General features: G+C 73.5%; 19 protein-coding genes. 14 read left to right on the top strand and 5 right to left on the bottom strand.

Annotated elements, in window-relative coordinates; genetic code table 11:
• Nucleotides 1-2 precede the first annotated feature (2 nt).
• From ACTMTJ_RS41480 to ACTMTJ_RS41450, 7 genes are read left to right on the top strand one after another with little or no spacing between them, the layout of a single operon-like run.
• Nucleotides 3-1,136 carry an ADP-ribosylglycohydrolase family protein gene (locus ACTMTJ_RS41480; protein ID WP_441224253.1) on the top strand — a complete coding sequence of 378 codons (1,134 nt, stop codon included), beginning with the start codon at nt 3-5 and terminating at the stop codon, nt 1,134-1,136.
• Nucleotides 1,133-2,419, top strand: a complete 1,287-nt coding sequence (locus ACTMTJ_RS41475) for an ADP-ribosylglycohydrolase family protein (RefSeq protein ID WP_441224252.1) — start codon at nt 1,133-1,135, stop codon at nt 2,417-2,419. Before ACTMTJ_RS41480 ends, ACTMTJ_RS41475 begins: the two co-directional genes overlap by 4 nt.
• Nucleotides 2,416-3,273: a ribokinase gene (locus ACTMTJ_RS41470; protein ID WP_441224251.1), complete on the top strand. Its 858-nt coding sequence runs from the start codon at nt 2,416-2,418 to the stop codon at nt 3,271-3,273. Before ACTMTJ_RS41475 ends, ACTMTJ_RS41470 begins: the two co-directional genes overlap by 4 nt.
• Nucleotides 3,270-5,189 (top strand): SUMF1/EgtB/PvdO family nonheme iron enzyme, encoded by a 1,920-nt coding sequence (locus tag ACTMTJ_RS41465; protein ID WP_441224250.1) that lies wholly within the window; start codon nt 3,270-3,272, stop codon nt 5,187-5,189. The genes ACTMTJ_RS41470 and ACTMTJ_RS41465 overlap by 4 nt, the downstream gene beginning before the upstream one ends.
• Nucleotides 5,186-7,153, top strand: coding sequence for an alpha/beta hydrolase-fold protein (locus ACTMTJ_RS41460; protein ID WP_441224249.1), 1,968 nt, complete (start codon nt 5,186-5,188; stop codon nt 7,151-7,153). The genes ACTMTJ_RS41465 and ACTMTJ_RS41460 overlap by 4 nt, the downstream gene beginning before the upstream one ends.
• Nucleotides 7,150-8,337 carry a CaiB/BaiF CoA transferase family protein gene (locus ACTMTJ_RS41455; RefSeq protein WP_441224248.1) on the top strand — a complete coding sequence of 396 codons (1,188 nt, stop codon included), beginning with the start codon at nt 7,150-7,152 and terminating at the stop codon, nt 8,335-8,337. The genes ACTMTJ_RS41460 and ACTMTJ_RS41455 overlap by 4 nt, the downstream gene beginning before the upstream one ends.
• On the top strand, nt 8,337-9,125 hold the full coding sequence (locus ACTMTJ_RS41450; RefSeq protein WP_441224247.1) for an HpcH/HpaI aldolase/citrate lyase family protein: 789 nt from the start codon (nt 8,337-8,339) through the stop codon (nt 9,123-9,125). Before ACTMTJ_RS41455 ends, ACTMTJ_RS41450 begins: the two co-directional genes overlap by 1 nt.
• A gap of 646 nt (nt 9,126-9,771) precedes the next feature.
• On the opposite strand, the gene ddaH is transcribed toward ACTMTJ_RS41450, so the two are convergent.
• Nucleotides 9,772-10,548 (bottom strand): dimethylargininase, encoded by a 777-nt coding sequence (gene ddaH, locus ACTMTJ_RS41445; protein ID WP_441224246.1) that lies wholly within the window; start codon nt 10,546-10,548, stop codon nt 9,772-9,774.
• Between the two features lie 59 nt (nt 10,549-10,607).
• Nucleotides 10,608-11,066 (bottom strand): DUF6232 family protein, encoded by a 459-nt coding sequence (locus ACTMTJ_RS41440; protein WP_441224245.1) that lies wholly within the window; start codon nt 11,064-11,066, stop codon nt 10,608-10,610.
• Between the two features lie 27 nt (nt 11,067-11,093).
• Between ACTMTJ_RS41440 and ACTMTJ_RS41435 the strand changes: the two genes are divergently transcribed.
• Nucleotides 11,094-11,513 (top strand): SRPBCC family protein, encoded by a 420-nt coding sequence (locus ACTMTJ_RS41435; RefSeq protein WP_441224244.1) that lies wholly within the window; start codon nt 11,094-11,096, stop codon nt 11,511-11,513.
• On the opposite strand, the gene ACTMTJ_RS41430 is transcribed toward ACTMTJ_RS41435, so the two are convergent.
• On the bottom strand, nt 11,506-11,967 hold the full coding sequence (locus ACTMTJ_RS41430) for a DUF6232 family protein (protein WP_441224243.1): 462 nt from the start codon (nt 11,965-11,967) through the stop codon (nt 11,506-11,508). The two genes, ACTMTJ_RS41435 and ACTMTJ_RS41430, sit on opposite strands and share 8 nt — an antisense overlap.
• 20 nt (nt 11,968-11,987) lie before the next feature.
• Between ACTMTJ_RS41430 and ACTMTJ_RS41425 the strand changes: the two genes are divergently transcribed.
• From ACTMTJ_RS41425 to ACTMTJ_RS41400, 6 genes are all read left to right on the top strand, one after another.
• A complete protein-coding gene (locus ACTMTJ_RS41425; protein WP_441224242.1) occupies nt 11,988-12,761 on the top strand; it encodes an enoyl-CoA hydratase/isomerase family protein in 774 nt (257 codons plus the stop codon).
• A gap of 30 nt (nt 12,762-12,791) precedes the next feature.
• Nucleotides 12,792-14,711, top strand: a complete 1,920-nt coding sequence (locus ACTMTJ_RS41420) for an Hsp70 family protein (RefSeq protein ID WP_441224241.1) — start codon at nt 12,792-12,794, stop codon at nt 14,709-14,711.
• Nucleotides 14,712-14,735: 24 nt separating this feature from the next.
• Nucleotides 14,736-16,364, top strand: a complete 1,629-nt coding sequence (locus ACTMTJ_RS41415) for an acetolactate synthase (RefSeq protein ID WP_441224240.1) — start codon at nt 14,736-14,738, stop codon at nt 16,362-16,364.
• Nucleotides 16,365-16,495: 131 nt separating this feature from the next.
• Nucleotides 16,496-17,593, top strand: coding sequence for a lytic polysaccharide monooxygenase auxiliary activity family 9 protein (locus ACTMTJ_RS41410; protein ID WP_441224239.1), 1,098 nt, complete (start codon nt 16,496-16,498; stop codon nt 17,591-17,593).
• Nucleotides 17,594-17,680: 87 nt separating this feature from the next.
• Nucleotides 17,681-18,655, top strand: a complete 975-nt coding sequence (locus tag ACTMTJ_RS41405) for an ATP-binding cassette domain-containing protein (protein ID WP_441224238.1) — start codon at nt 17,681-17,683, stop codon at nt 18,653-18,655.
• Entirely contained in the window at nt 18,652-19,449 is a 798-nt protein-coding gene (locus ACTMTJ_RS41400; protein WP_441224237.1) for an ABC transporter permease, read from the top strand. Before ACTMTJ_RS41405 ends, ACTMTJ_RS41400 begins: the two co-directional genes overlap by 4 nt.
• Nucleotides 19,450-19,468: 19 nt before the next feature.
• On the opposite strand, the gene ACTMTJ_RS41395 is transcribed toward ACTMTJ_RS41400, so the two are convergent.
• Together ACTMTJ_RS41395 and ACTMTJ_RS41390 are read right to left on the bottom strand one after the other, a co-directional pair.
• The gene (locus ACTMTJ_RS41395; RefSeq protein WP_441224236.1) at nt 19,469-22,672 is read right to left on the bottom strand and encodes a BTAD domain-containing putative transcriptional regulator; all 3,204 of its coding nucleotides are present in this window, start codon (nt 22,670-22,672) and stop codon (nt 19,469-19,471) included.
• A 32-nt stretch (nt 22,673-22,704) separates the two neighbouring features.
• Nucleotides 22,705-23,100 (bottom strand): PLD nuclease N-terminal domain-containing protein, encoded by a 396-nt coding sequence (locus tag ACTMTJ_RS41390; protein WP_441224235.1) that lies wholly within the window; start codon nt 23,098-23,100, stop codon nt 22,705-22,707.
• Between the last annotated feature and the right edge of the window lie 18 nt (nt 23,101-23,118).

Here is a 23,118-nt window from a genome sequence, read left to right as displayed (position 1 = left end):
CCATGCAGGTCTTGCTCGACAAGTCGGTCGGCTGCCTCGTCGGCGCCGCGGTGGGCGATGCCCTCGGCGGTGCCACCGAGACCGCCCTTCCCGAGGAGATCCGGACGCGCTACGGCGGCTGGGTGGACGGCATCGTGCCCCCGTTCCACGAGAACTGGGCCACGAACCGGCCGCTCGCCCCGTACCACAAGGGCGACGGGCACATCACCGACGACACGTTGATGACCCACGCGCTGGTCCGGGCCTACGCGAAGAAGCGCGACCACCTCGACGCGTTCGACGTCGTCGAGCTGCTCGTGCCCGACCTGATCGAGCGGGAGGTCTGGATCCCCGACCTGGAGCGCGAGGCGGTGGCCTTCCACCGCCTCGCGGCCGCCGAGCGGTGGCTCGTCACCCGGCTGCACCACGCGCACGTCGACCCGCGCGAGGCGGGGGTGGGCAACATCGTCAACTGCGGCGCCGCGATGTACATGGCCCCGGTCGGTGTCGTCAACGCGGGCGACCCGGCCGGCGCGTACGCCGAGGCGGTCGAGATCGGCGGCGCCCACCAGCACAGCTACGGCCGTGAGGCGGCCGCGGTCTTCGCCGCCGCGGTCGCCGCCGCGATGGCGCCGGGCGCGACGGCCACCGACGTCGTCGACGCGGCGCTCGACCTGGCCCGGGACGGTACGCGCGGCGCGATCGCCGCCGTGGTCCAGGAGGCCAGGGGGTACCGCGCGACGCGTACCGCCATCCCGGCCCTGCGCGCGGCGGTGGCACCGTACGACACGGTGGGCGAGGACTACCGCAACCCGGGGCTCGGGGCGCGACGACCGAGCCGGCTGCACTCCATCGAGGAGCTGCCGGTCGCGCTCGGGATGCTCGTCATCGCCAACGGGGGGTACCGGGAGGCGGTACTGGGGGCGGTCAACTACGGCCGGGACGCCGACTCGACCGCCACCATGGCGGGGGCACTGGCCGGCGCGCTGGGGGGCGCGCCGGCCGTCCCCGCCGAATGGGCCACCGCCGTGGCCGAAGCGTCCAGGGTGGACCTGGCGGAGCCGGCCCGGGTGCTGGCCGCCGTCGCCGCCGAGGTGTACGAGGCCGACGCCGCCCGCTTCGCCCAACGCGCCGACCGCTTCGAGGGGTTGGCATGAGGTTGACCTGGACGCTGCCCGAGGAACTGCTGCCGTACGAGCTGATGGCCCTCCGCGACGAAGGACACGACGTGTCCGAAGTGGAGGCCCGGTGGGCGGCGGCGGGCGGCCGGCTGGCCGCGCCTGTCGAGGGCGCCTCGGTGCCCGGCGACCCGGCCCTCCGCGGGCTGGCGCTGGAGCTGCTCGACGCCGTACCCGCGCCGGTGACGCCGCCGCTGACCGTGACGCCCGAGCCGTCGCCGGGGCCGCGCCCCGATCCCGACCGGCTGCGCGGCGCGTGGGTGGGACGGGCCGTGGGGTGCGTGCTCGGCAAGCCGGTGGAGAAGATCCCGCGCCGCGGCATCCGGGAGATCCTTCGCGCGAGCGGCCGCTGGCCACTGAGCGGATACTTCACCGCCGAAGGCCTGCCGCCCGACGTCGCGGAGCGGTGGCCGTGGAACAGGCGCAGCGCGGTCGACAGCCTCGCCGAAAACATCGACGGCACCCCCGAAGACGACGACCTCAACTTCGCGCTGCTCGCGCTCCGCCTGCTGGAGCGGCACGGGCGCGACTTCACCAGTGCGGACGTGGCGCAGGCATGGCTGGACTGGCTGCCGGCCGGGCGGGTCTTCACGGCCGAGCGGGCGGCGTACCGCAACCTGCTGCTCGGCTTCACACCGCCGCAGACCGCACTGCACCACAACCCGTTCCGGGAGTGGATCGGCGCCCAGATCCGCACCGACGTCTACGGCTGGGCCGCACCGGGCCGGCCGAAGGCGGCGGCGGCGCTGGCGTACCGGGACGCGGTGGTCAGCCACGTCGGCGACGGCGTCAGCGGGGCGATGTGGGTGGCCGCGCTGACCGCCGCCGCTGTCGTGGCGTCCACCGTGGACGAGGTGCTCGACGCCGGCGAGTCGGTGCTGTCCGGCGGCCCGTTCGCGGCGGCGGTCACCGAGGCGCGGGCGCTGGCCGGTGACTGGGAGTCGGTCGTCGACGCGATCGAAAAGCGGCACGGCCACCTGCACTGGGTGCACGCCCGCAACAACGCCGCGCTCGTGGCCGCCGCGCTCGCGCACAGCGGCGGCGACTTCGACCGGGGGATCTGCGCGGTGGTGAGCGGCGGCTGGGACACCGACTCCAACGGCGCCACGGTCGGCTCGATCCTCGGCGCGCTGAGCGGTGCCTCGGCGATCCGTCCGGAGTGGACCGCGCCGCTGAAGGGGCGGCTGCGCAGCAGCGTCGGCGGCTTCGACGGGGTGACGTTCGAGGAGCTGGCCGCCCGCACCGCGGAGGTAACGCGATGACCGCGCGGATCGTCGTCGTGGGCAGCGCCAACCTCGACCTCGTGGTGGCCGCGCCGGCCCTGCCCCGGCCGGGGGAGACCGTGCTCGGCGGCGAGTTCACGACCGTGCCGGGCGGCAAGGGCGCCAACCAGGCGGTCGCGGCGGCCCGGGCCGGCGGCCACGTCGGCTTCGTCGGTGCGGTCGGCGACGACGACTTCGCCCGGCCACAGCGGGACAACCTCGTCGCGGCAGGTGTCGACGTGAGCCGGCTGCGCACCGTGCCGGGCCCCTCCGGCGTCGCGCTGATCGCGGTCGACGAGCAGGCGGAAAACCTCATCGTGGTCGCACCCGGCGCCAACGCGGCGCTCACCGACCTGTCGGCCGAAGACCTCACCGCCGTCGCCGGCGCCGACGTGCTGCTGTGCCAGCTGGAGATCCCGGTGGAGACGGTCGCTCAGGCGGCGGCGGCAGGCACCTTCACGGTCCTCAACGCGGCGCCCGCGCGCCAGCTCCCGGCCGGCGTGCTGTCCACCGTGGACCTGCTCGTGGTCAACGAGGGCGAAGCCGAGGTGCTCGCCCAGGCCGGTGATCTTCTCGACCTGGTGCCTCGCGTGGTGACGACCCTCGGCGCGCGCGGTGCCGCGTACGCCGACCGTGCCGGACTGCGGCTCGAAGTGGCCGCGCCGAAGGTGCGTGCCGTGGACACCACCGCCGCGGGCGACGCGTTCACCGGGGCGCTCGCCGTCGCCTGGGCGGAGGGGCGCCCGGTCGAGGAGGCGGTCCGCTGGGCCTGCGCGGCTGGCGCCGTCTGCGCGACGAGGCCGGGCGCCTCCAGCTCGCTGCCCACCCGCGCCGAGATCGAGGCAGCACTGTGAGCTTCAACCCGTACGTGCCGCGCCCCATCGACCTGCCCACCGAGGCACTGGGAGCCGATCTCGAAGACCTCGACGAGGCGAAGATCTTCGCGGCGCCCGACGATCCGGCGCTGTGGCCGGCCTGGCGGGAGCGGCTCGCGCAGTGGCGGGCGGACGCGCGGCGCCGCCTCGGCTACGACGGCCGGCACTACGACGAGGTGCCCGGCGACTGCCTCAGCGTCTGCCTCGCCTGGCTCTGGGACGAGACGCTGTACGACCACGAGCGCGGCGAGTTCACCGTGGACAGTTTCCTGGACGCGGCGGAGCGCGACTTCGGCGGCTTCGACGGGGTGGTGCTCTGGCACGCGTACCCGGTCATCGGGCTCGACGACCGCAACCAGTTCGACTTCTACCGCGACGTGCCGGAGCTGCCCGAGGTGGTCCACGCGTTCCAGGCCCGCGGCGTGCGCGTCTTCGTCGACTACAACCCCTGGGACACCGGCACCCGCCGCGAGGCGGTCAGCGACGAGGAGGCCGTGGCGGCGATCGTCACCTGGCTGGGCGCCGACGGCGTCTTCCTCGACACGCTCAAGGAGGGCGCCGGCAAGCTGCGGGCCGCGCTGCCGCCGCACGTCGTACTGGCCGGCGAGTCGAGGGTGCCGCTCGCGCGCATCGAGGACCACGCGATGTCGTGGGCGCAGTGGTTCGCCGACTCGGACGTGCCGGGCGTGCTGCGGGCCAAGTGGTTCGAGCGGCGGCACGTGCTGCACCACACCCGCCGGTGGCACCGTAGCCACCTCGACGAGCTGCACTCCGCCTGGCTCAACGGCACCGGCATCCTGGTGTGGGAGAGCGTCTTCGGCGTCTGGGTCGGCTGGAGCGACCGCGACCGCGCGCTGCTGCGGGCGATGCGGCGCGTGCATCGCGGCCACGCCGCCTGGCTGCGCGCCGAAGACTGGACCCCGCTCGCCGACCACGCCGGCGGCCAGGTCTACGCGTCGCGGTGGGTGCACGACGGCACCCCACTGTGGACGGTCGTCAACCGGGGCGGCGACGTGGACGGACCGTGGCTGGTGACCGAGCCGGCACCCGGGTTCGTCGACCTGCTGACCGGGCAGGCGCTGGCGGTGACGCCGGTCGAGGGCGGCAAGGTGGCGGTCGGGGGACCACTGCCGGCCGGCGGGATAGCCGCGGTGGTGTGGGCCCAGCCGACGCCCCGGCACGAGCCGGCGACCGGCGACCCCGCGTTCCCCGCCCGCGCGGCGGTCCGCGTCCCGGCGACCGTCGCGCCGCACCGCGCCGCACCGGAGGGGATGCGCGCCGTCGACGGAGGGCGGCGGGAGCTCCTGGTCCGGCACCGGGTCCGGGAGACCGGCCTCTACGGCGAGGCGCCCTACGTGGACGAGTGGAAGCCGCTCCCGCCCCGGCTACACAGCGTCGGAACGCTACGTCGCAGCGTCCACCTGAGACCGTTCGCCGTCGCGGAGCGAGAGGTGACGCACGGCGAATACGCCGCCTTCCTCGCCGCCACCGGCTACCGGCCCGTGCGCCCGGAGCGCTTCACCGCCGGGCGGGGGCCCGCGGATCGACCCGTGACCAATGTGGACCTTGCCGACGCGCGGGCGTACGCGGACTGGGCCGGGCTGCGGCTGCCGACCGAAGACGAGTGGCAGGTGGCCGCCGAGGCGGGGCTGCTGCGCCGCACCGCGCCCCTGGTGTGGGAGCTGACCGAGAGCGAGCACACCGACGGCCGCACCCGCTTCGCGATCCTCAAGGGCGGCTCTGACTTCCGCGCCGAGGGTTCCGACTGGTACCTCGACGGTGGTCCGCGGCCACCCGAGGTCTCCGTCAAGTTGCTGATCGCCGGCGCCGGGCTGACCCGCTCGCCGAACATCGGTTTTCGCTGCGCCGTCGACCTGACCGGAGACGCCCAATGAAGAGAGCATTCGTCGCCGTCCTCACCCTCCTGACCGTCGGCATGTCCAGCGCCGCCTCGGCCGGTGGCACCCACGCCGGCACGCTCACCACCGCGAAGGCCGGCGCGATCGACTACACCGTCTACCTGCCGCACGGGTACAGCGCGCGGAAGAACGCGAAGGTCCGCTACCCGGTGCTGTACCTGCTGCACGGGCGCGGCGACACTATGCAGGCGTGGACGAGCGTCAAGGCCGACCTCGACAAGCTCATCGACGACGGCACGATCGCGCCGGTCATCGCGGTGCTGCCCGACGCGCCGTGGAGCGAGCGCGGCAGCTGGTACGTCGACTCGGCGTACGACGGTGGCAGCGCGGTCGAGACGATGCTCACCCGCGACCTCGTCTCCCATGTGGACGCCACCTACCGCACGGCGGCTCACCGCGGCGCCCGGCTCGTCGGCGGCTACTCGATGGGCGGCTACGGCGCGCTCCGGTACGCCCTCGCCCACCAGGACCTGTTCGCCAACGCGCTCGTGCTCAGCCCGGCCGTGTACAACCCGCTGCCGCCGGCCGACTCCTCGGCCCGCGAGTTCGGCGCGTTCGGCCAAGGCGGCGAGCGTTTCGCCGACGACGTGTACCAGCGGCTCAACTACCCGGCCCTACTGCCCACGTTGGACCCTGATCTGCCGGTCAGGATGTTCATCGCGGTCGGCGACGACGAGTGGGCCAACCCCGACCCGGCCGACGCCAAGCACGACCTCGACTACGAGGCGGCGACGCTCTACAACAACGTGCGGCGCTCGGGCGCGGTGGCCGCGCAGTTCCGGGTCCTCGACGGCGGGCACGACTGGGGCGTGTGGCGGCCGGCGTTCGTGGCCGGGCTGACCGAGCTGAGCCCCACGCTCAGCGCCACACCGCCGACCGGGATCCCCGGGCCGCTGCGCGGCACGCCCGGCACCGACTGGGCGGGCGGCGTCACCTCGGGCGGCGTCCTCGCCTACGCGGCGTCGGGCTCGGTCGACGGGCAGCCGTACGCGGGCGGGCTCGACGCGGTGGTGCAGGCGCCACAGTGGACCCGCGAGTTCGGCACTCCCGCCAACGACCGCCTCTACGGCGCGGTGGCCACCTCCGACGGCGGGGTGATCGTCGCCGGGTACACGCGCGGCGACCTGGACGGAAAGCACCCGGGCAGCCCGGCCGACGACGCCTTCGTGGCCCGGTTCACGGCCACGGGGGAGCGGGCCTGGCTGACCCAGCTCGGCGACGCCGCCAAGGCGGACCGCTTCTACGGCCTCGCCGCCGCACCGGACGGTGGCGCCTACGTGGCCGGGTACACGAGCGGTGCGCTTGCCGCCCCGAGCGCCGGCGACAAGGACGTGGTGCTGGCCCGGATCCGCGCGGACGGCGCGGTCGCGTGGACCCGCCAGCTCGGTGGGGTGGGTGAGGACAAGGCGTACGCGGTGGCCGCCGGTGCCAGCGGGGTCTACGTCGCCGGTGTGATGTCCGGCGGCGGGTTCCTGGCGGCGTTCGATGTGGACGGTACGCAGCGGTGGGTCAAGGCCGACGGCGACATCTTCGGCGGCGTGGCCGTCACCACCGCCGGGCTGGTCGTGGCGACCGGTGCGGCCGGCGGCGACGCCCTCACCGCGGCGTTCACCAGCGGCGGCACCCAGCGTTGGCGCACGGTCAGCGGCGGCCGGGGCGTCGACGCGGGCGCCGAAGTGGTCGCGCTGCCCGGCGGCGCGGTCGCGGTGGTCGGCTTCACCGGCAGCACGTTCGGCGTGCCGGCCGGTGGCACGGACGTCTTCGCGGTGCGCCTCGACGGCCGCGGCCGGCAGCAGTCGGCGGCCCAGTTCGGCACCGCCCGCAACGACGGCGCGGACGACTTCGGCGAGGAAAACCTCTACGCGGTCCGCTCCGGGGACCGGCTGCTCGTCACCGGCCTGACGAGCGGCGACGTGTTCCTCACCGAGGTCACGCCGTGAACCCTGCGCTCAACGGCGTGCGGGTCGTCGAGACGGCCACCCTCTTCGCCGGCCCGCTCGCCACCGCGTTCCTCGGCGACTTCGGGGCCGACGTGGTGAAGGTCGAGCACCCGGCCAAGCCGGACCCGTCCCGGGGCCACGGCCCCGCGAAGGACGGCCAGGGCCTGTGGTGGAAGGTGTTGGGGCGCAACAAGCGCACCGTCACGCTCGACCTCTCGGCCGCCGAGGGCGCCGCCGTGCTCAAGCGGCTCGTCGCCGGCGCGGACGTGCTCGTGGAAAACTTCCGCCCCGGCACGCTGGAACGCTGGGGGATCGGACCGGAGGTCCTGCACGAGGCCAACCCCGGCTTGGTGATCGCGCGGATCTCCGGCTTCGGCCAGATCGGCCCGTACGCCCGGCGGCCCGGCTTCGGCACGCTCGCCGAGGCGATGAGCGGCTTCGCCGCCGCGACCGGTGAGCCGGACGGCCCGCCGACGCTGCCCCCGTTCGGCCTGGCCGACTCGGTGACCGCGCTCGCCACGGCGTACGCGGTGATGCTCGCCCTGCACGCCCGCCAGCGCACCGGCGCCGGCCAGGTCGTCGACCTCGCCATCATCGAGCCGATCATGGCGATGCTCGGGCCGCAGATCACCTGGTACGACCAGCTCGGCTACGTACAACCCCGGCGTGGCAACAGGTCCGACAACAACGCGCCGCGCAACACGTACCGGTGCGCCGACGGCCGGTGGGTCGCCGTCTCCACGAGCGCGCTGAGCATCGCCGAGCGGGTGGTACGCCTCGTCGGGCGGCCGGACCTCGTCGCGCAGCCGTGGTTCGCCACCGGCTCGGGCCGGGCCGCCCACGCCGACGAGCTCGACGCGGCGGTGGCCGCCTGGGTCGCCGCCCGCGACCGCGACGAGGTGGTGTCCGCGTTCGAGGCGGCGGAGGCGGCGGTCGCGCCGGTGTACGACGTGCGCGACATCCTCGCCGACCCGCAGTACACCGCGCTGGGCACCGCCGTCTCGGTGCCCGACGACGACTTCGGCGCGGTGCGGATGCAGAACGTCCCCTTCCGCATGTCGGCCACGCCCGGCGCGATCCGCCACGCCGGGCGGGCGCACGGGCAGGACACCGTCGAGGTGCTCAGGTCGCTCGGCTACACCGCCGAGGAGATCGAAGGGCTGCGCGAGCGCGGGGTGATCTGATGCTGCTCACCTGGCTCTACGTACCCGGCGACCGCCCGGACCGGTTCGCCAAGGCGGTCGCCTCCGGCGCGGACGCGGTGATCCTCGACCTGGAGGACGCGGTCCCCTTGCCCCGCAAGGCCTACGCGCGCACGGCGGTCGCGGAGTTCCTCGCCGAGCCGGCGCACGATGTCCCGGTGCACGTGCGGATCGCCTCCACAGAGGACCTGCCCGCCACGACCGGCGCGGCCGGGCTGCGTCTGCCCAAAGTGGAGTCCGCCGAGCAGGTGCGGGCGGTGGCCGCGCTGACCGAAGCCGAGCTGCACCCAATCGTCGAGTCGGCGCTCGGCGTGGAACACGCCTACGCGATCGCCACCGCACACCCGGCCGTGGCCGGCATCGGCCTCGGCGAGGCCGACCTCCGCTCGGACCTCGGCGTGACCGACGAGGCCGCGCTGGCCTGGCCACGCGGGCGCCTGGTGGTCGCGGCCCGGGCGGCCGGTCTGCCACCCCCGGCCATGTCCGTCTACCCCGACGTGTCCGATGTGGACGGCCTAGCGGCCTCGTGCCGGCTCGGCCGGCGGCAGGGCTTCCTCGGCCGGGCAGCCATCCACCCGCGGCAGCTTCCGGTGATCGAGGCCGCCTTCCGGCCGTCGCCGGCGGAGGTGGCGCGGGCGGAGGCCCTGCTCGCCGGCCTGGCCCAATCCGGCGATGGCCCGCTGCTCCTGCCCGACGGCCGCTTCGCCGACCGCGCGATGCTCGGCGAAGCCCGCCGACTGATCGACCTGGCCGCCCGCTACAGCACCTAGGAGCGCGTCCAGGTCGGGGATTGCCACGGCCTACGGGCCGCGGCACATTGATTTAATAGATTTGGGCTACCGCGATGTCCGCGGTGGTCCAGACCGTTGCTCCCGCGGCCTCACCCGTCCGCGGTTGGTTGCGGTTACCCCCTCTGGCGGGAGCGCTCCGGCCATCAGGACGCACGGGCGGAGGCGCGTGCGGGCGGCCACCAACCCCCGGCGAGGCTGTCGACCTGCTCGCACGAACGGGGCAGTTCGAAACCAAGTTGGAGCGCGACCAGCGGCAGACGGGTGAGGCCCGGGAGCAGCGGTCTGGACCCAATGCCACGCACCCAAGTTGATCAAGTGCTCAACTGAGCATTCCGAGACGCGAGGGTGACAGGACCGGCAAGGGCCACGGCGACGGCGGTTACTCACGGCGACGAACCCCGGTTTCGATCTCTCGCCGTCTGTTCGACAAACGAGCATTGTGGACAAACAACGCCGCACCGCGTGGCGCGGGCCGCGCATCCGTCGAGGGAGTAACCGCGACCGAACGCGAGGGTGAGCGCGACCAGCGGCGGACGGGTGAGGCCGCGGGAGCAGCGGTCTGGACCGCCGCGGACATCGCGGTAGCTCAAAAGACTTGAAATGTCTCGAAGCGGCAGCGACCCCTCTAATGCCGCGGGCCGGTGACACCGGGGACGAGGACGCTCAGGCAGGTCACGCAGCCTTCGAGTTTTTCGAACTCGCTCACGTCGACCACGACCGGCGCGAAGCCGAGGTCTTCCAGCAGCGCGGTGGTCTTCGGCGCGGCGGCGCTGATCATCACCTTGTCGCCGCCGAGGCAGACGACGTGGCAGCCGGCTTCCTCGTCGACCGTGCGTACCGCGGGGAAGATGCCCACGTCGACGAGGCCGGGGGAGGCGAGCACCGTGCCGTCCGGGAGGGCGGTCACCGCCGACTTGAGGTGGAGCACGCGGCCCAGTGGCACGGCCACCACGCGGCGGTCGCCGAGCAGGCCGCGCATCTGGCGGATGGCCGCGCCGTTGGTGCGGCCGCCCTGGCCCACGTAGACGGTGTCGCCGATCTGGAGTACGTCGCCGCCGTCGAGCGTGCCGGGGGACGCGATCTTCTCGACCTCGAGCCCCACCGCGCGTACGGCCGACTCGGTGCCGGCCACCTCCGCGCGGCGACCCGGCGCGCCAGGGCGGGCGAGGATGGCCCGCGTGCCGCTCACCACGACCGTGTCCTCGACGAAGACCGAGTCGGGGCAGTGGTCGGCGGGCACCACGTCGAGCACGCTCCAGCCGGCGTCGGAGAGGGCGGCACAGTACGCGTCGTGCTGGCGCCGGGCGAGGTCGACGTCCACGGGCGACCGTTCGATGTGGGTGACCAGCCCTTCGGCGAGGCGGCTGCTGGGCCGCCGCACGAGCGCGATGCCTCGGCTCATGGGATGTGGGACCTCCTGGATCATGGGGGTCCACATCATGACATGTCCAACTCGTGGAATTACTCAGTCTGCTCCAAGGCGCGCTGTAACGCGCGGTAAATCTGCCCGAAACGTAAGGCGTCGTCCGTGCGGAGCAGGAGGACGTCCGCGCCGTCGCACTGCACCCAGATCTCGTGCACGGCCGAGCCGCGGTCGTATGACCGTTCGAGCGCCATGAGCGGAAACTCGGACAGCGGCGTGAGCGTGAAGACAAGGCCGACCACGAGCGCGAGCCCGACCAGGGCGAGGCCCACCTTGCTGCCCCAGTCGGTGAGGAGCCAGAGCGCACCGACCGCTACCGGCGCGGCGAGCAGCGTGACCAGCGCCCACCGGCCGGCGATCCGCCCACCCACGCGGAGGTCGCGCCTGGTGCGCCTGTGCCACACATAAGAAAGATCTGAAAGCGGGTACGTGAGTCCGTACGCTTGCACCCACGACGACGTGACACGCACGGTGTCGTCGCGATAGTAAACGGTCACTCGCCCAGTGTTACGCAGAGGAGCCGCATGATTCGCACTGGACAGCTGACCGTGGCACTGCCGCCGGAGGAGGCCTTCCGGCTCTTCACTCCACTGGGTGAGCGGGAGTGGGTCGACCACTGGGACCCGCACTTTCCCGACCCGGTCGACGACGACTCGGCGCCGGGCACCGTCTTCCGCACCGCCGGCCACGACGGCGGCACCACCACGTGGGTGGTCGTCGACCGCGAGCCGGGGCGGCGGCTGCGCTACGCCCGGATAGCCACCGAAAAGACCGCCGGCACGGTCGAGGTCGTGCTGCGCGAGGCGGATGGCGGCAGCGAGGTCACCGTGACCTACCAGCTGACCGCGCTCAACGAGACCGCGGCGGCCGAGCTGGCCGGGTTCGACGCGCACTACCCGGAGTTCATCCGATCGTGGGAAGAAGCGATAGCCGCGGCTATCTGACCGTGGAGCCCTCGAGCGCGCGCTGGAGAGCGCGGTAGATCTGGCCGAAGCGGAGCGCGTCGCCCGTCTGTAGCAGCAGCACTTGCTGGCCGCGCCAGGTCGCCCAGATCTCCAGGGAGCGCGAGCCCCGCGCGTACGACCGGTCCATGCGCTCCAGCATGAAGTCGGCGAGCGGCCCCACGCCGAGCCCGACCAGGCAGGACACGCCGACGATCGCGATGGTCACGTCGACCGAGGTGTGCAGCGTGAGCGCGATGGCGAAGCCGAACGCGGCCGCCACAAGCGGGCCGAGCAGCACCATGCCGATGGCCCCGCGCCCGGCGATCGCGCGCCAGGAGCGGGCGCCCTTGGAGTGCCACACGCGGGCCAGCTCGCGCAACGGGTATCGGCGACCACCGATGCGGATGGCATCCGAGGTGATCTGCACCGACTTGTCGCTGTAGTACGTGACCATGGCACAACTAGCCTACTGGCATGGCTGACTTTGTGCGCGTGGAGATCAAGGACGGCATCGGCACCATCCGGCTCGACCGCCCGCCCATGAACGCGCTGAACATCCAGGTGCAGGAGGAGTTGCGCGCCGCCGCCACCGCGGCGTCCGGCGACCCCGAGGTCCGCGCGGTCATCGTGTACGGCGGAGAGAGGGTCTTCGCGGCCGGCGCGGACATCAAGGAGATGGCCGACATGTCGTACGTGGACATGGCCGCCCGCGCCGCCGACCTCTCCTCCGCGCTCGGCGTGTTCGCGCGCATCCCCAAGCCGGTGGTCGCTGCGATCACCGGGTACGCGCTCGGCGGCGGGTGCGAGCTCGCCCTCGCGTGTGACTGGCGGGTGGTCGCCGACGACGCGAAGCTCGGCCAGCCGGAGATCAAGCTGGGCGTCATCCCCGGCGCCGGCGGCACGCAGCGGCTGGCCCGCCTTGTCGGCCCGGCCCGGGCCAAGGACCTGGTGCTCTCCGGCCGCATGGTCGACGCCGAGGAGGCGCTGCGCATCGGGCTCGCCGACCGGGTGGTGCCCGCCGCCGAGGTGTACGAGACGGCCGTCGCGCTCGTCCGCCCGTACACGGAAGGTCCCGCTCAGGCCCTGCGCGCCGGAAAGCTGGCCATCGACGGCGGCCTGGACATGGATCTCACCTCGGCTCTTGCCTGGGAGAGCCAGCTGTTCGCGGCGCTCTTCGCGACGGACGACAAGCGGGAGGGGATGTCCGCCTTCGTGGAGAAACGCAAGCCGCGATTCAGCGGACGCTGACCGTAGTGGGCGGCTTGTAGGCTGATCGCCATGCCAGCGGACCGGACGCCGACCTCGGGTCATGCCCTGGGGATCGACTTCGGGACCTCGCACACCGTCGCCGTCGTGCGGTGGCCGGACGGGCGGGGGCGCCCGCTGCTGCTCGACGGCTCCCCGCTGCTCCCCTCCGCCGTCTACGCCGAGCCGGGCGGCGCCCTGATCGTGGGGCGCGACGCGGTGCACAGCGCCCGCCTCGACCCGGCCCGCTTCGAGCCCAACCCCAAGCGCCGCATCGACGACGGCATGGTGCTGCTCGGCGACCGCGAGGTGCCGGTGGGCGACCTGGTCACCGCCGTGCTCGCCCGGGTGGCCGAGGAGTGGGACCGCACCGTCGGCCGGGTGCGGCCGGAGATCACGATGACCTGCCCGGCCAACTGGGCGGCCACCCGCCGCCGACTGCTCGCCGACGCCGCCGCGAGGGCCGGTTTCGACGGGGTACGCCTGGTGGCCGAGCCCGTCGCCGCCGCCACATACTTCGCCAAGGTGCTCGGCCGCGAGGTGCCGATCGGGTCGGTCGTGGTGGTGCACGACTTCGGGGCCGGCACGTTCGACGCGAGCGTGGTGGCCCGCAAGGCGACCGGCTTCGAGGTGCTGGCGGTCGACGGGCGGGACGACATCGGCGGGCTCGACGTCGACGCGGCGATCATCACGCACCTCGAGAAGACGTACGCCGACCGCGACCGGGCCGCCTGGGGCCGCCTGGAAAACCCGTCGACCGCCGAGGAACGGCGGGCCAAGCGCCAGCTGTGGGACGACGTGCGGGTCGCGAAGGAGCGGCTCTCCCGCAGCCCGTCGGCCGACCTGATGCTGCCGCTGCTCGACCTGGAGGTGCACCTCACCCGGGCCGAGTTGGAGCAGCTCGCGACGCCGATCCTGGAGCAGACCGTGCGCGTGACGCAGGGCGTCATGCGCTGGGCCAAGCTGCCCGAGGGGCAGGTGGCCGGGGTGTTCCTGGTCGGCGGCTCCAGCCGTATGCCGCTGATGGCGACGCTGCTGCACCGGGCGCTCGGCGCGGCGCCCGAGGTGATCGAGCAGCCCGAGCTCGTGGTGGCCGAGGGGAGCATCCTGGCCGGCGAGGCGCTGCTGGCGACCGCGCCGCCCGCGCCGGGGCCGGCGACCTCGCAGATGCGGCTCGGTGACCTGTCCGGTGGCTCGCGGCCGGTCTCTCCGGCCGGGCCTACCCTCCAGCCCGGCTCGACGCGCGTGCTGCCGCCCGAGGAGATCCCGTCCACTCCGTCCAGCGGCCCCCCGGCCGGATCCGCATCGCCGGCCTCGACGCCGCCGGGCGGTGTCGCAGTGGGATCAGCGGGTGCTGCTGCGGCGGGCGTCGTGGCACAGCCGGCTGGTGCGGCGTCGCCGGAGAAGCCCGTCCGGAACGTCGGGCGGGTGATCGTGCCGGGGGCGCAGCCGCCGTCCGGCCGCCCGCGCGCCCAGGCGCCGCCGCCGTCCGCGACCAAGCCGCTTCCGCAGTACGAGGAGCCGTCCGCGCCGCCCTTCGTGCCGGCAAGTGGCGGGTTTACCCCGGCCAGTGGCGGCTACGCGGCGCCTTCGCCGTCCAGCCATCCCCATTCGCCACCGGCGCCGCCCGTCCAGCCGTACTCGCCGCGGCCCTACCAGCCGGCGCCGCCGCGATATCCGGCCGCCGGCCAGCCTCGCTACTCGCCGCCGCCCGCGCCCCAGGTGCCGCTTGTCGCGCCGCGGAGCCCGCAGCCGGTGCCGCGGGAGGCGCGCGCCCGGCGGCGGCCAGGGTTCATCGTGCGCACCTTCCGGGCGCTCGTGATCACCGCGTTGCTGATCATCGTGCCGGTCGGTGCGGGCATCTTCGCCTTCGCCGCCGCCCGTAACCAGAGCCCCGCCGACGTCGTCCAGAGCATCGTCGACTGGATCCAGGCCCACACCGTCCGGGACTGACTACTGGGCGGTAACCTTCCCCCCATGACATCACCCGAGCGGATCGAGGGACACGGCGGCGAGTTGGCGCTGGCGGCCCTGCGGGCATACGGCGTCAAGGAGATGTTCACCCTCTCGGGTGGCCACGTCTTCCCCCTCTACGACGCGGCGCACAAGACCGGCTTCCCGCTCTACGACGTGCGCCACGAGCAGTCGGCGGTCTTCGCGGCCGAGGCGGTCGCCAAGCTCCAGCGCCGGCCGGGTCTCGCCGTGCTCACCGCCGGTCCGGGTGTCACCAACGGCGTCTCCGGGCTGACCAGCGCGTACTTCAACGGCTCGCCGGTGCTGGTGATCGGCGGCCGGGCGCCCGCGTTCCGGTGGGGCGCGGGGAGCCTCCAGGAGATCGACCACCTGCCGCTCGTCGCGCCCGTCACCAAGTACGCGGCCACGGTCGGGGCCGGCGAAGAGATCCCGGGTGCGGTCGCCGCCGCCCTGACCGCCGCGCTCACCGCGCACCGCGGGCCCGCCTTCCTCGACCTGCCGCTCGAAGTGATCTTCTCGGCCACCGATGCGGACGCGCCCGCCGCGCCGGACGTACCCCTGGTGGAGCCCGACCCCGACGAGGTGGCGCGGGCCGCGCAGCTGATCGCCTCCGCCGAACGTCCGCTGATCATCGCCGGCTCCGACGTGTACGCCGGTGACGCGGTCGCCGCCCTCCGCGAGGCGGCCGAGACCCTCCACGTGCCCGTCTTCACCAACGGCATGGGGCGTGGCGCGCTGCCGCCCGAGCACGACCTCGCGTTCGCCAAGTCACGCCGGACCGCGCTCAAGGGCGCCGACGTGATCGTGGTGATCGGCACGCCGCTCGACTTCCGGCTCAGCTTCGGCGACTTCGGCGGTGCCCAGGTCGTGCACATCGTGGACGCGCCCACCCAGCGGGCGACGCACGTGACGCCGGCCGCCTCGCCCGCCGGCGACCTGCGGCTGATCCTCTCCGCGCTCGCCGACTACGAGGGTGTGCGCGAGGACCACGCCGGGTGGATCGCCACCCTGCGCACGGCCGAAGACGCCGCCAAGGCCCGCGACGCCGAGGAGATGGCCGCCGAGACCGACCCGATCCGCCCGGCCCGCGTCTACGGCGAGCTGCGCAAGGTGCTCGCCCGCGACGCGGTGACGATCGGCGACGGTGGCGACTTCGTGTCGTACGCCGGCAAGTACCTGGAGCCCGCCGAGCCCGGCACCTGGCTCGACCCCGGCCCGTACGGCTGCCTCGGCACCGGCATGGGCTATGCGATGGGTGCCCGCGTCACGTACCCCGATCGCCAGGTCTGCGTGCTGATGGGCGACGGCGCCGCCGGCTTCTCGCTGATGGACGTGGAGTCGTTGGCCCGCCAGCGCCTGCCGGTCGTGATCGTGGTCGGCAACAACGGCATCTGGGGCCTGGAGAAGCACCCGATGCGCGCGATGTACGGCTACGACGTGGCCGCCGACCTCCAGCCCGAGCTGCGCTACGACGACGTGGTGAAGGCGCTGGGCGGCGCCGGCGAGACGGTCGCGAAGGCGAGCGAGCTGGGCGGGGCGCTGACCCGCGCCTTCGACGCCGGCGTGCCGTATCTGGTCAACGTGCTCACCGACCCCGCGGACGCCTACCCCCGCTCCTCCAACCTGGCTTGATCTGCTCAAGTTAAATACTTGAGTTTGTCGATACGTCAAACTATTGTTAACGCACGCGGCGTGGGAGCTGAAACGTAGCTGGCGTGGGGAGAAGGGCACTCTCCGCGCCTCTTGTCTACCGTGGAGGTCCAATGTCGACAGTCAAGCACGCGCGCCGCACCGCGACGGTCGTGTTTGCCGCCCTGATCCTGCTCACGACCGCACTCGTGAGCACGCCAGGCACCGCCTCTGCACACGGCTCGGCGATCGGCCCCGAGTCCCGCAACTACGGCTGCTGGAAGCGCTGGGGCAGCGACTTCCAGAACCCGGCCATGGCCACCCAGGACCCGATGTGCTGGCAGGCCTGGCAGGCAGACCCCAACGCGATGTGGAACTGGAACGGGCTCTACCGGGAAGGGGTCGCCGGCAACCACCAGGCGCACGTGCCTGACGGCCAGCTGTGCAGTGCCGGGGAGACCGGCGGCACGCGGTACGCCGCCCTGGACAACCCGGGCAACTGGCGGGCCGCGAACATCGGCACCTCGTTCACCTGGCGGATGCACGACCAGGCGCTGCACGGCGCCGACTACATCCGGATCTACGTCTCGCGGCAGGGCTACAACCCGCTGACCACCCGCCTGCGCTGGTCCGACCTCGAGCTGCGCCACGACACCGGCAGGATCCTGCCCGGCGTCGGTACCCGGGAGCCGAACGACCCGGTGCTCCAAGGCGTCACCATCTCCGCCAACGTCACCGCGCCGGGCCGCAGCGGCCGGCACATCGTGTACGCGATCTGGAAGGCCAGCCACGCCGACCAGAACTACTACTTCTGTAGCGACGTGAACTTCGGCGGGGTGGCGGATCCCACCACGCCGCCGCCCACCACCCCTCCGCCCACGACCGCGCCGCCCACCACCCCTCCGCCGACCACGCCGGGGCCGGGTAGCGGCAGCTGCTCGGTGTCGTACGCGATCACCGGCCAGTGGAGCGGTGGCTTCCAGGCCGAGGTCAGGGTGACCGCCGGCTCGGCCGCGATCCGCGGCTGGACGGTGCGGTGGACGTACGCGAACGGGCAGACCGTAAGCCAGTCGTGGGGTGCCACGGTAACGTCCAGCGGGTCGAGCGTGACCGCCACGAACGCCGCCTACAACGGCAGCCTCGGCGCCGGTGCGAGCACGACGTTCGGCCTGATCGGCTCGTCGACCGGCACGAACGCCGTACCCACGGCCACCTGCACCGCCACCACCTGACAGGCACGCGGGGGCGCTGTCAGCGGTCTGTCAGCGCCCCCGTCCCACCGTCAGCCGGTCGTCAGCGCCGCGCCGCACGGTGGTGTCATGAGCGAACTGACCACTCACGCGATCCTCGCCGAAGGGCTGATCAAGCGCTTCGGCGACACCACCGCGCTGGACGGGGTCGACCTCGCCGTGCGCCGTGGCACCGTGCTCGGTCTGCTCGGCCCGAACGGGGCGGGCAAGACCACCGCCGTGCGCATCCTGGCCACCCTGCTGCGGCCGGACGCCGGGCGGGCCACCGTCGGCGGGTACGACGTCGTCCGCGACGCCCACCAGGTGCGCCGACTGATCGGGCTCACCGGGCAGTACGCCTCGGTCGACGAGACCCTCACCGGCCTGGAAAACCTCATCCTCATCGGCCGCCTGCTCGGCCTGTCCCGGGCCGACGCGCGGAGCCGGGGCCGGGAGCTGCTCGCCGAGTTCCGCCTGGAGGACGCGGCCAACAAGGCGGCCAAGGCGTACTCCGGTGGCATGCGCCGCCGGCTCGACCTGGCCGCGAGCCTCGTCGGCCGCCCGCAGGTGCTCTACCTGGACGAGCCGACCACCGGCCTCGACCCGCGCAGCCGCAACGAGATGTGGGACATCGTCCGCGACCTCGTGTCGGACGGCGTCACCGTGCTGCTCACCACGCAGTACCTGGAAGAGGCCGACCTGCTGGCCGACGAGATCGTGGTGATCGACCACGGGCAGGTCATCGCCACCGGCACCCCGGACGAGCTGAAGAGCCGGGTCGGCGCGCAGAGCCTCGCCGTCCGCCCGAAGCACGCCCTGGACGCCCCCATCGTCGAGTCGATCGTGGCGCAGGTGACCGGCCGCGCGCCCGAGACGCAGGGCGGGCTGCTCGTCGTACCGGTGACGGACTCGGCGGTGCTGCCGGCGGTCGTACGCCGGCTGGAGGACGCCGAAGTGGCGATCGGTGAGCTCGCGCTGCGCGGCTCCAGCCTCGACGAGGTGTTCCTCGCCCTCACCGGCCACCGCGCCGAAGACCAGAACGAGCCCGAGAGGATCCACGCATGACCACCCTCGCCGTCGATCTGCCGCGCCGGGTGAACCCGGCCGAAGGGCTGCGGCAGACGCTCACGCTCGCGTGGCGCAGCCTCGTGCAGCTCAAGCACAACCCGATGGAGCTGCTCGACCTGAGCATCCAGCCGATCATGTTCGTACTGCTCTTCACGTACGTCTTCGGCGGTGCCATCTCGGGCAACACCGGCGAATACCTGACGTTCGCCCTACCCGGCATCGTCGTGCAGAACGCGCTCTTCGCCTCGCTGACCACCGGCGTGGGCCTGAACACCGACCTGACCAAGGGCGTCTTCGACCGGCTCCGGTCGCTGCCGATCGCCCGCTCCGCGCCTCTGGCCGGGCGGATCGTCGCGGACACCGTCAAGCAGGCGTGGTCCATCGCCCTGATCCTCGGCCTCGGCATCGTCATGGGCTTTCGCGTGGAGGGCGGGCTGGCCGGCCTGCTCGGCGCGTTCCTGCTGCTGCTCGTCTTCAGCCTGGCGGTGTCCTGGATCGCGGTGCTGGTGGGGCTGCTCGCCAGCGAGCCGGAGAAGGTGCAGATCTTCGGCTTCGTGGTGGTCTTCCCGCTGACCTTCACCAGCAACGCGTTCGTGCCGACCGACACGATGCCCGGCTGGCTCCAGAAGTGGGTCGACGTCAACCCGGTGACGATCCTGGCCGACGCCGTACGCGGGCTGCTCTCCGGTGGCCCGGCGGCGACCCACGTGGGCCAGTCACTGCTGTGGGCCGCGGCGATCGCGGCGGTCTTCGCCCCGATCGCGGTCCGCACCTTCAAGCGCCGAGTATAGATCCAAATCGGAATTCGGGTCAGGCGCCGTCGCGGTCGACGCGGCTCCTATCCGTCTCCAAAAGTGACCGAGCCACCACCTCGCGCACCTCGGCGGCCGTCGCGGCCGTGCGGCCCGCCTCGAACGCCTCGGCGAAGCGCTCCTCGCCGAGGCGTTCCCACGCGGTCTGCTCCACCCGGCCCGCGTCCATAGTGGACCGATCGGGGCCACCCCGCACCTTGAACGCGGCGCCGAGCAGCCGGGCGGCGCGCTCCGGCGCTCCGATGTGGAGGGCGAGGTCGGCGTACCCGGTCAGCACCTGCCCGACCACGGGCATGTCGCGCGAGGTGATGGCCAGCTCCAGCGCCGCGTCGAGGCGCGTGCGGGCGGCGTCGAGGTCGCCCTCCGCGGCGTCGAGCTGCCCGATCGCGGCGGTGATGAGCGCGACCCACTGCGGTGCGGAGGTGTATCCGGACGCCACGGTGTGTGCCTGGACCAGCTCCGTGCGGGCCCGCGCGAACTCGCCCATCGAGCGGAGGATCTCACCGTGGTGGTACGCGACGGCCGCCCGGCCCTCGTCGGTGCCGACCCGCTCGGCGGTACGCCGCGCCTCGTCGAGCGTCGCGAACGCCTTCTCCCGCTCGCCGAGCATCCACAGCTCGTACGCGTACCGCGCCTGCATCTCCGGCACGTCTTCGGCGGCGCCGAGGGGGATCAGCTCCGACAGCGCCTGCTCGAAGTAGCCCGCCGCCCGGCCGTGGTCGCCGTCCGCGGACGTCATGTGTGCCAGGCCGGCGAGGGTGGTCGCGGCGCCCCAGCGGTCGCCGAGCGCGCGAAACTCCGCCAGCGCGACGGTGAAATGCTCCTCCGAGTCGCGGTCGTAGCGGCCGATGTTGACCTCCGAGTGGCCGTACAGCATGCGTGCCACACCGCGCACCCAGGGGTCGGGGTTGGTGAAGAGCTCCGCCAGGCCGGCCATCGCCCGCTCGCTCTCCATCGTCCGGGAGTGGCCGAAGAGCTCGGCGATCGGGCCGATCAGGCCGAGGATCGGGTGCAGGTGCTCGTAGCCGCGGGCCAGCTCGGCGCTCCGGCGGAGCAGCTCCTGTCCCCGTTCCATCTGGAAGAGGCCGGCGACGACGTTGAGCGCGGCGACCGACATGGCCGCGGCGACGACCGGCGGCGGCGTGCCGCCCGGCAGGGCCAATGCCTCCAGGGCCAGCTCACCGCCCTCGGCCCGGCGGCCGCTCATCCACCAGTACCAGCCGAGCGCGGCCGCGAAGCCCACCGCCAGCCGCGCGTCGCGGGCGGCGATCGCCCACCGCATGGCGGAGTGCAGGTTGTCGTGGTCGGCGTCGAGGCGGGCCAGCCACTCCAGCTGGTCGGCGGTGCGCAGCCGGCGGTCGGCGCGGCGGGCCAGGCGGAGGAAGTATCGGGCGTGCGCGGCCCGCGCGGTGGCCGTGGCGCCGGACTCGTCGAGCCGCTCAAGCCCGTACGCCTTGATGGTCTCCAGCATCCGGTAGCGGCCGTCCGGGTCGGCCACGACGAGCGACTTGTCGACCAGCGCGGCGAGCTGGTCGAGCGCGTCGCCGCCGCAGATCTCCTCGATGGCCTCCAGCGTCGCGCCGCCGGAGAACACGGCCAGCCGCCGCCACAGCGCCCGCTCGGACTCGTCGAGCAGCTCCCAGCTCCAGTCGATGACCGCGCGGAGCGTCTGGTGGCGGGGGAGCGCGGTGCGGCTGCCCGCGTTGAGCAGCCGGAACCGGTCGGTGAGGCGGCTGGCGACCTGCTCGGGTGTGAGCGCGCGCAGGCGGGCGGCGGCCAGCTCGATGGCGAGCGGCATGCCGTCGAGGGCGTGGCAGATGCGCACCACCGCGTCGTTGACCGCGAAGCCGGGGCGCACCGCGGCGGCCCGGTCGGCGAACAGGCGCACGGCCGGGTAGGCGAGCGCGTCGCCGGCGTCGACACCGTCGGGCGGCAGGGCGAGCGGCTCGACGGGAAAGAGCGCTTCGCCGGTGATGCCCAGCGGCTCGCGGCTGGTGGCGAGCACACGCAGGTGCGGGCAGCGGACCAGCAGGCTCTCGGCCAGCGCGGCGGCCGCGCCGACCAGGTGTTCGCAGTTGTCGAGGATGAGCAGCGCCCGCCGGCCGCCCAGCGCGCCGTGCAGCCGGGTGAGCGGGTCGACGGTCTCCTGCGGCACCCGCCCGCGGCCGGCGGGGGTGACCAGCGGGTACTCGCGGAGGCCGAGCGTGGCCAGCACGATCGACGCCAGCTCGGCGGCGTCGGTCACGGGCGCGAACTCCACCAGCCACACGCCGTCGGGCGCCTGGTCGAACATGGCCCGGCCGGACTCCATGGCGAGCCGGGTCTTGCCCGCGCCACCCGGTCCGATCAGCGTGGTGAGGCGCGACTCCGCGACGACCTTGGTGACCTTGGTCACGTCGTCGTCGCGGCCGACGAAGCTGGTCAGGGTGGCCGCCAGGTTGGTGACCGGCAGCGCCTCCGGCGCCGGCGAAGTGGTGTCTTCTTTGAGCAGGGAGAGGTGCAACGCCGCGAGCTCGGGCGAAGGGTCGGTGCCGAGCGAGTCGGCCAGCGCGGCCCGCAGCCGGTCGTACGCCGACAGCGCCTCCGCCGGCCGCCCGGCACCCCGCAGCACCCGGATCAGCTGCCCGGCCAGGCGCTCGCGCAGCGGATGGGCGAGCGCGAGGGACTCCAGCTCGGGCACGAAAGCCGCGCCGTCGCCGAGCGCGAGCGCGGCATCCACCCGGTCTTCGATCGCGGCGAGCCGCATCTCGTCGAGGCGGGCCGCGGGTGCCCGCGCGAAGTCCGCCTCGGCCACGTCGGCCAGGGCCGGCCCGCGCCACAGGACCAGCGCGCCGGCTAGCAGCTGTGCCGCACCCCCGGGATCGGTGGCAAGTCGGGCGCGCGCGGCGGCGACATCGCGCTCGAAGCGACAGGCGTCGACCGCCTCCGGTGGCACCGCGAGCCGGTATCCGGCCGGGGTCGACTCGACCGCGCCCTCGGGCAGGGCCCGACGCAGCCGCGAGACCAGGGCCTGGAGCGCGTTGGCCGCGCCCGCCGGCGGCTCGTCGCCCCACAGCGCGTCGATCAGCGCGCTGGTCGTGACCACCCGGCCGGGGTCGAGCGCGAGCCGGATCAGCAGGGTGCGCAGGCGGGCGCCACCGACCTCGACCGGCGCGCCGGAGCCGGCGCGCACCTCGAGCGGACCAAGCAGCGCGATCTGCACGACAACGATTCTCCCCCCGTGGCCAGGCGCTCCTACGAGGTGCTCTCCTCGCCGGTGTCGCGTCGGCGCAGCTCGTCCTCCCGGCGGCGCAGATCTTCCTCCCACTTTTCGAACAGCTCGCGGTCCTGCTGCGACGTGCCGGCGTCGAGCGAGTTGAGAAACTCCGGGTCGTCGTCGGGCGCCGCCGGCCGCCGCCTGGGCTCGTGACCGCCCACGTGCCATCCGCCGCCCGGTGCTCTCTCCCGTGCCGGCCGGCCGGCCAGGAACCAGGCGATCGAACCGATCAGCGGGAAGAACAGGATGATCAGCACCCAGACCAGGCGCGGCAGCGCCCGGATCTCGTCTTCCTCGGCCGACAGGCAGCTGATGAGCGCGATGACGGCGAGGACGATCTGCACCAGGAAGAGGAGCACGTACAGGCGGGCCATCCCGCAATGATGGCCCCT

The organism is Phytohabitans sp. LJ34 (assembly GCF_052068095.1).
In the GTDB taxonomy this organism is placed as follows: domain Bacteria; phylum Actinomycetota; class Actinomycetes; order Mycobacteriales; family Micromonosporaceae; genus Phytohabitans.
The sequence above is the reverse complement of the archived record's forward strand: the minus strand, read 5'-3'. Positions and strand labels throughout refer to the sequence as shown.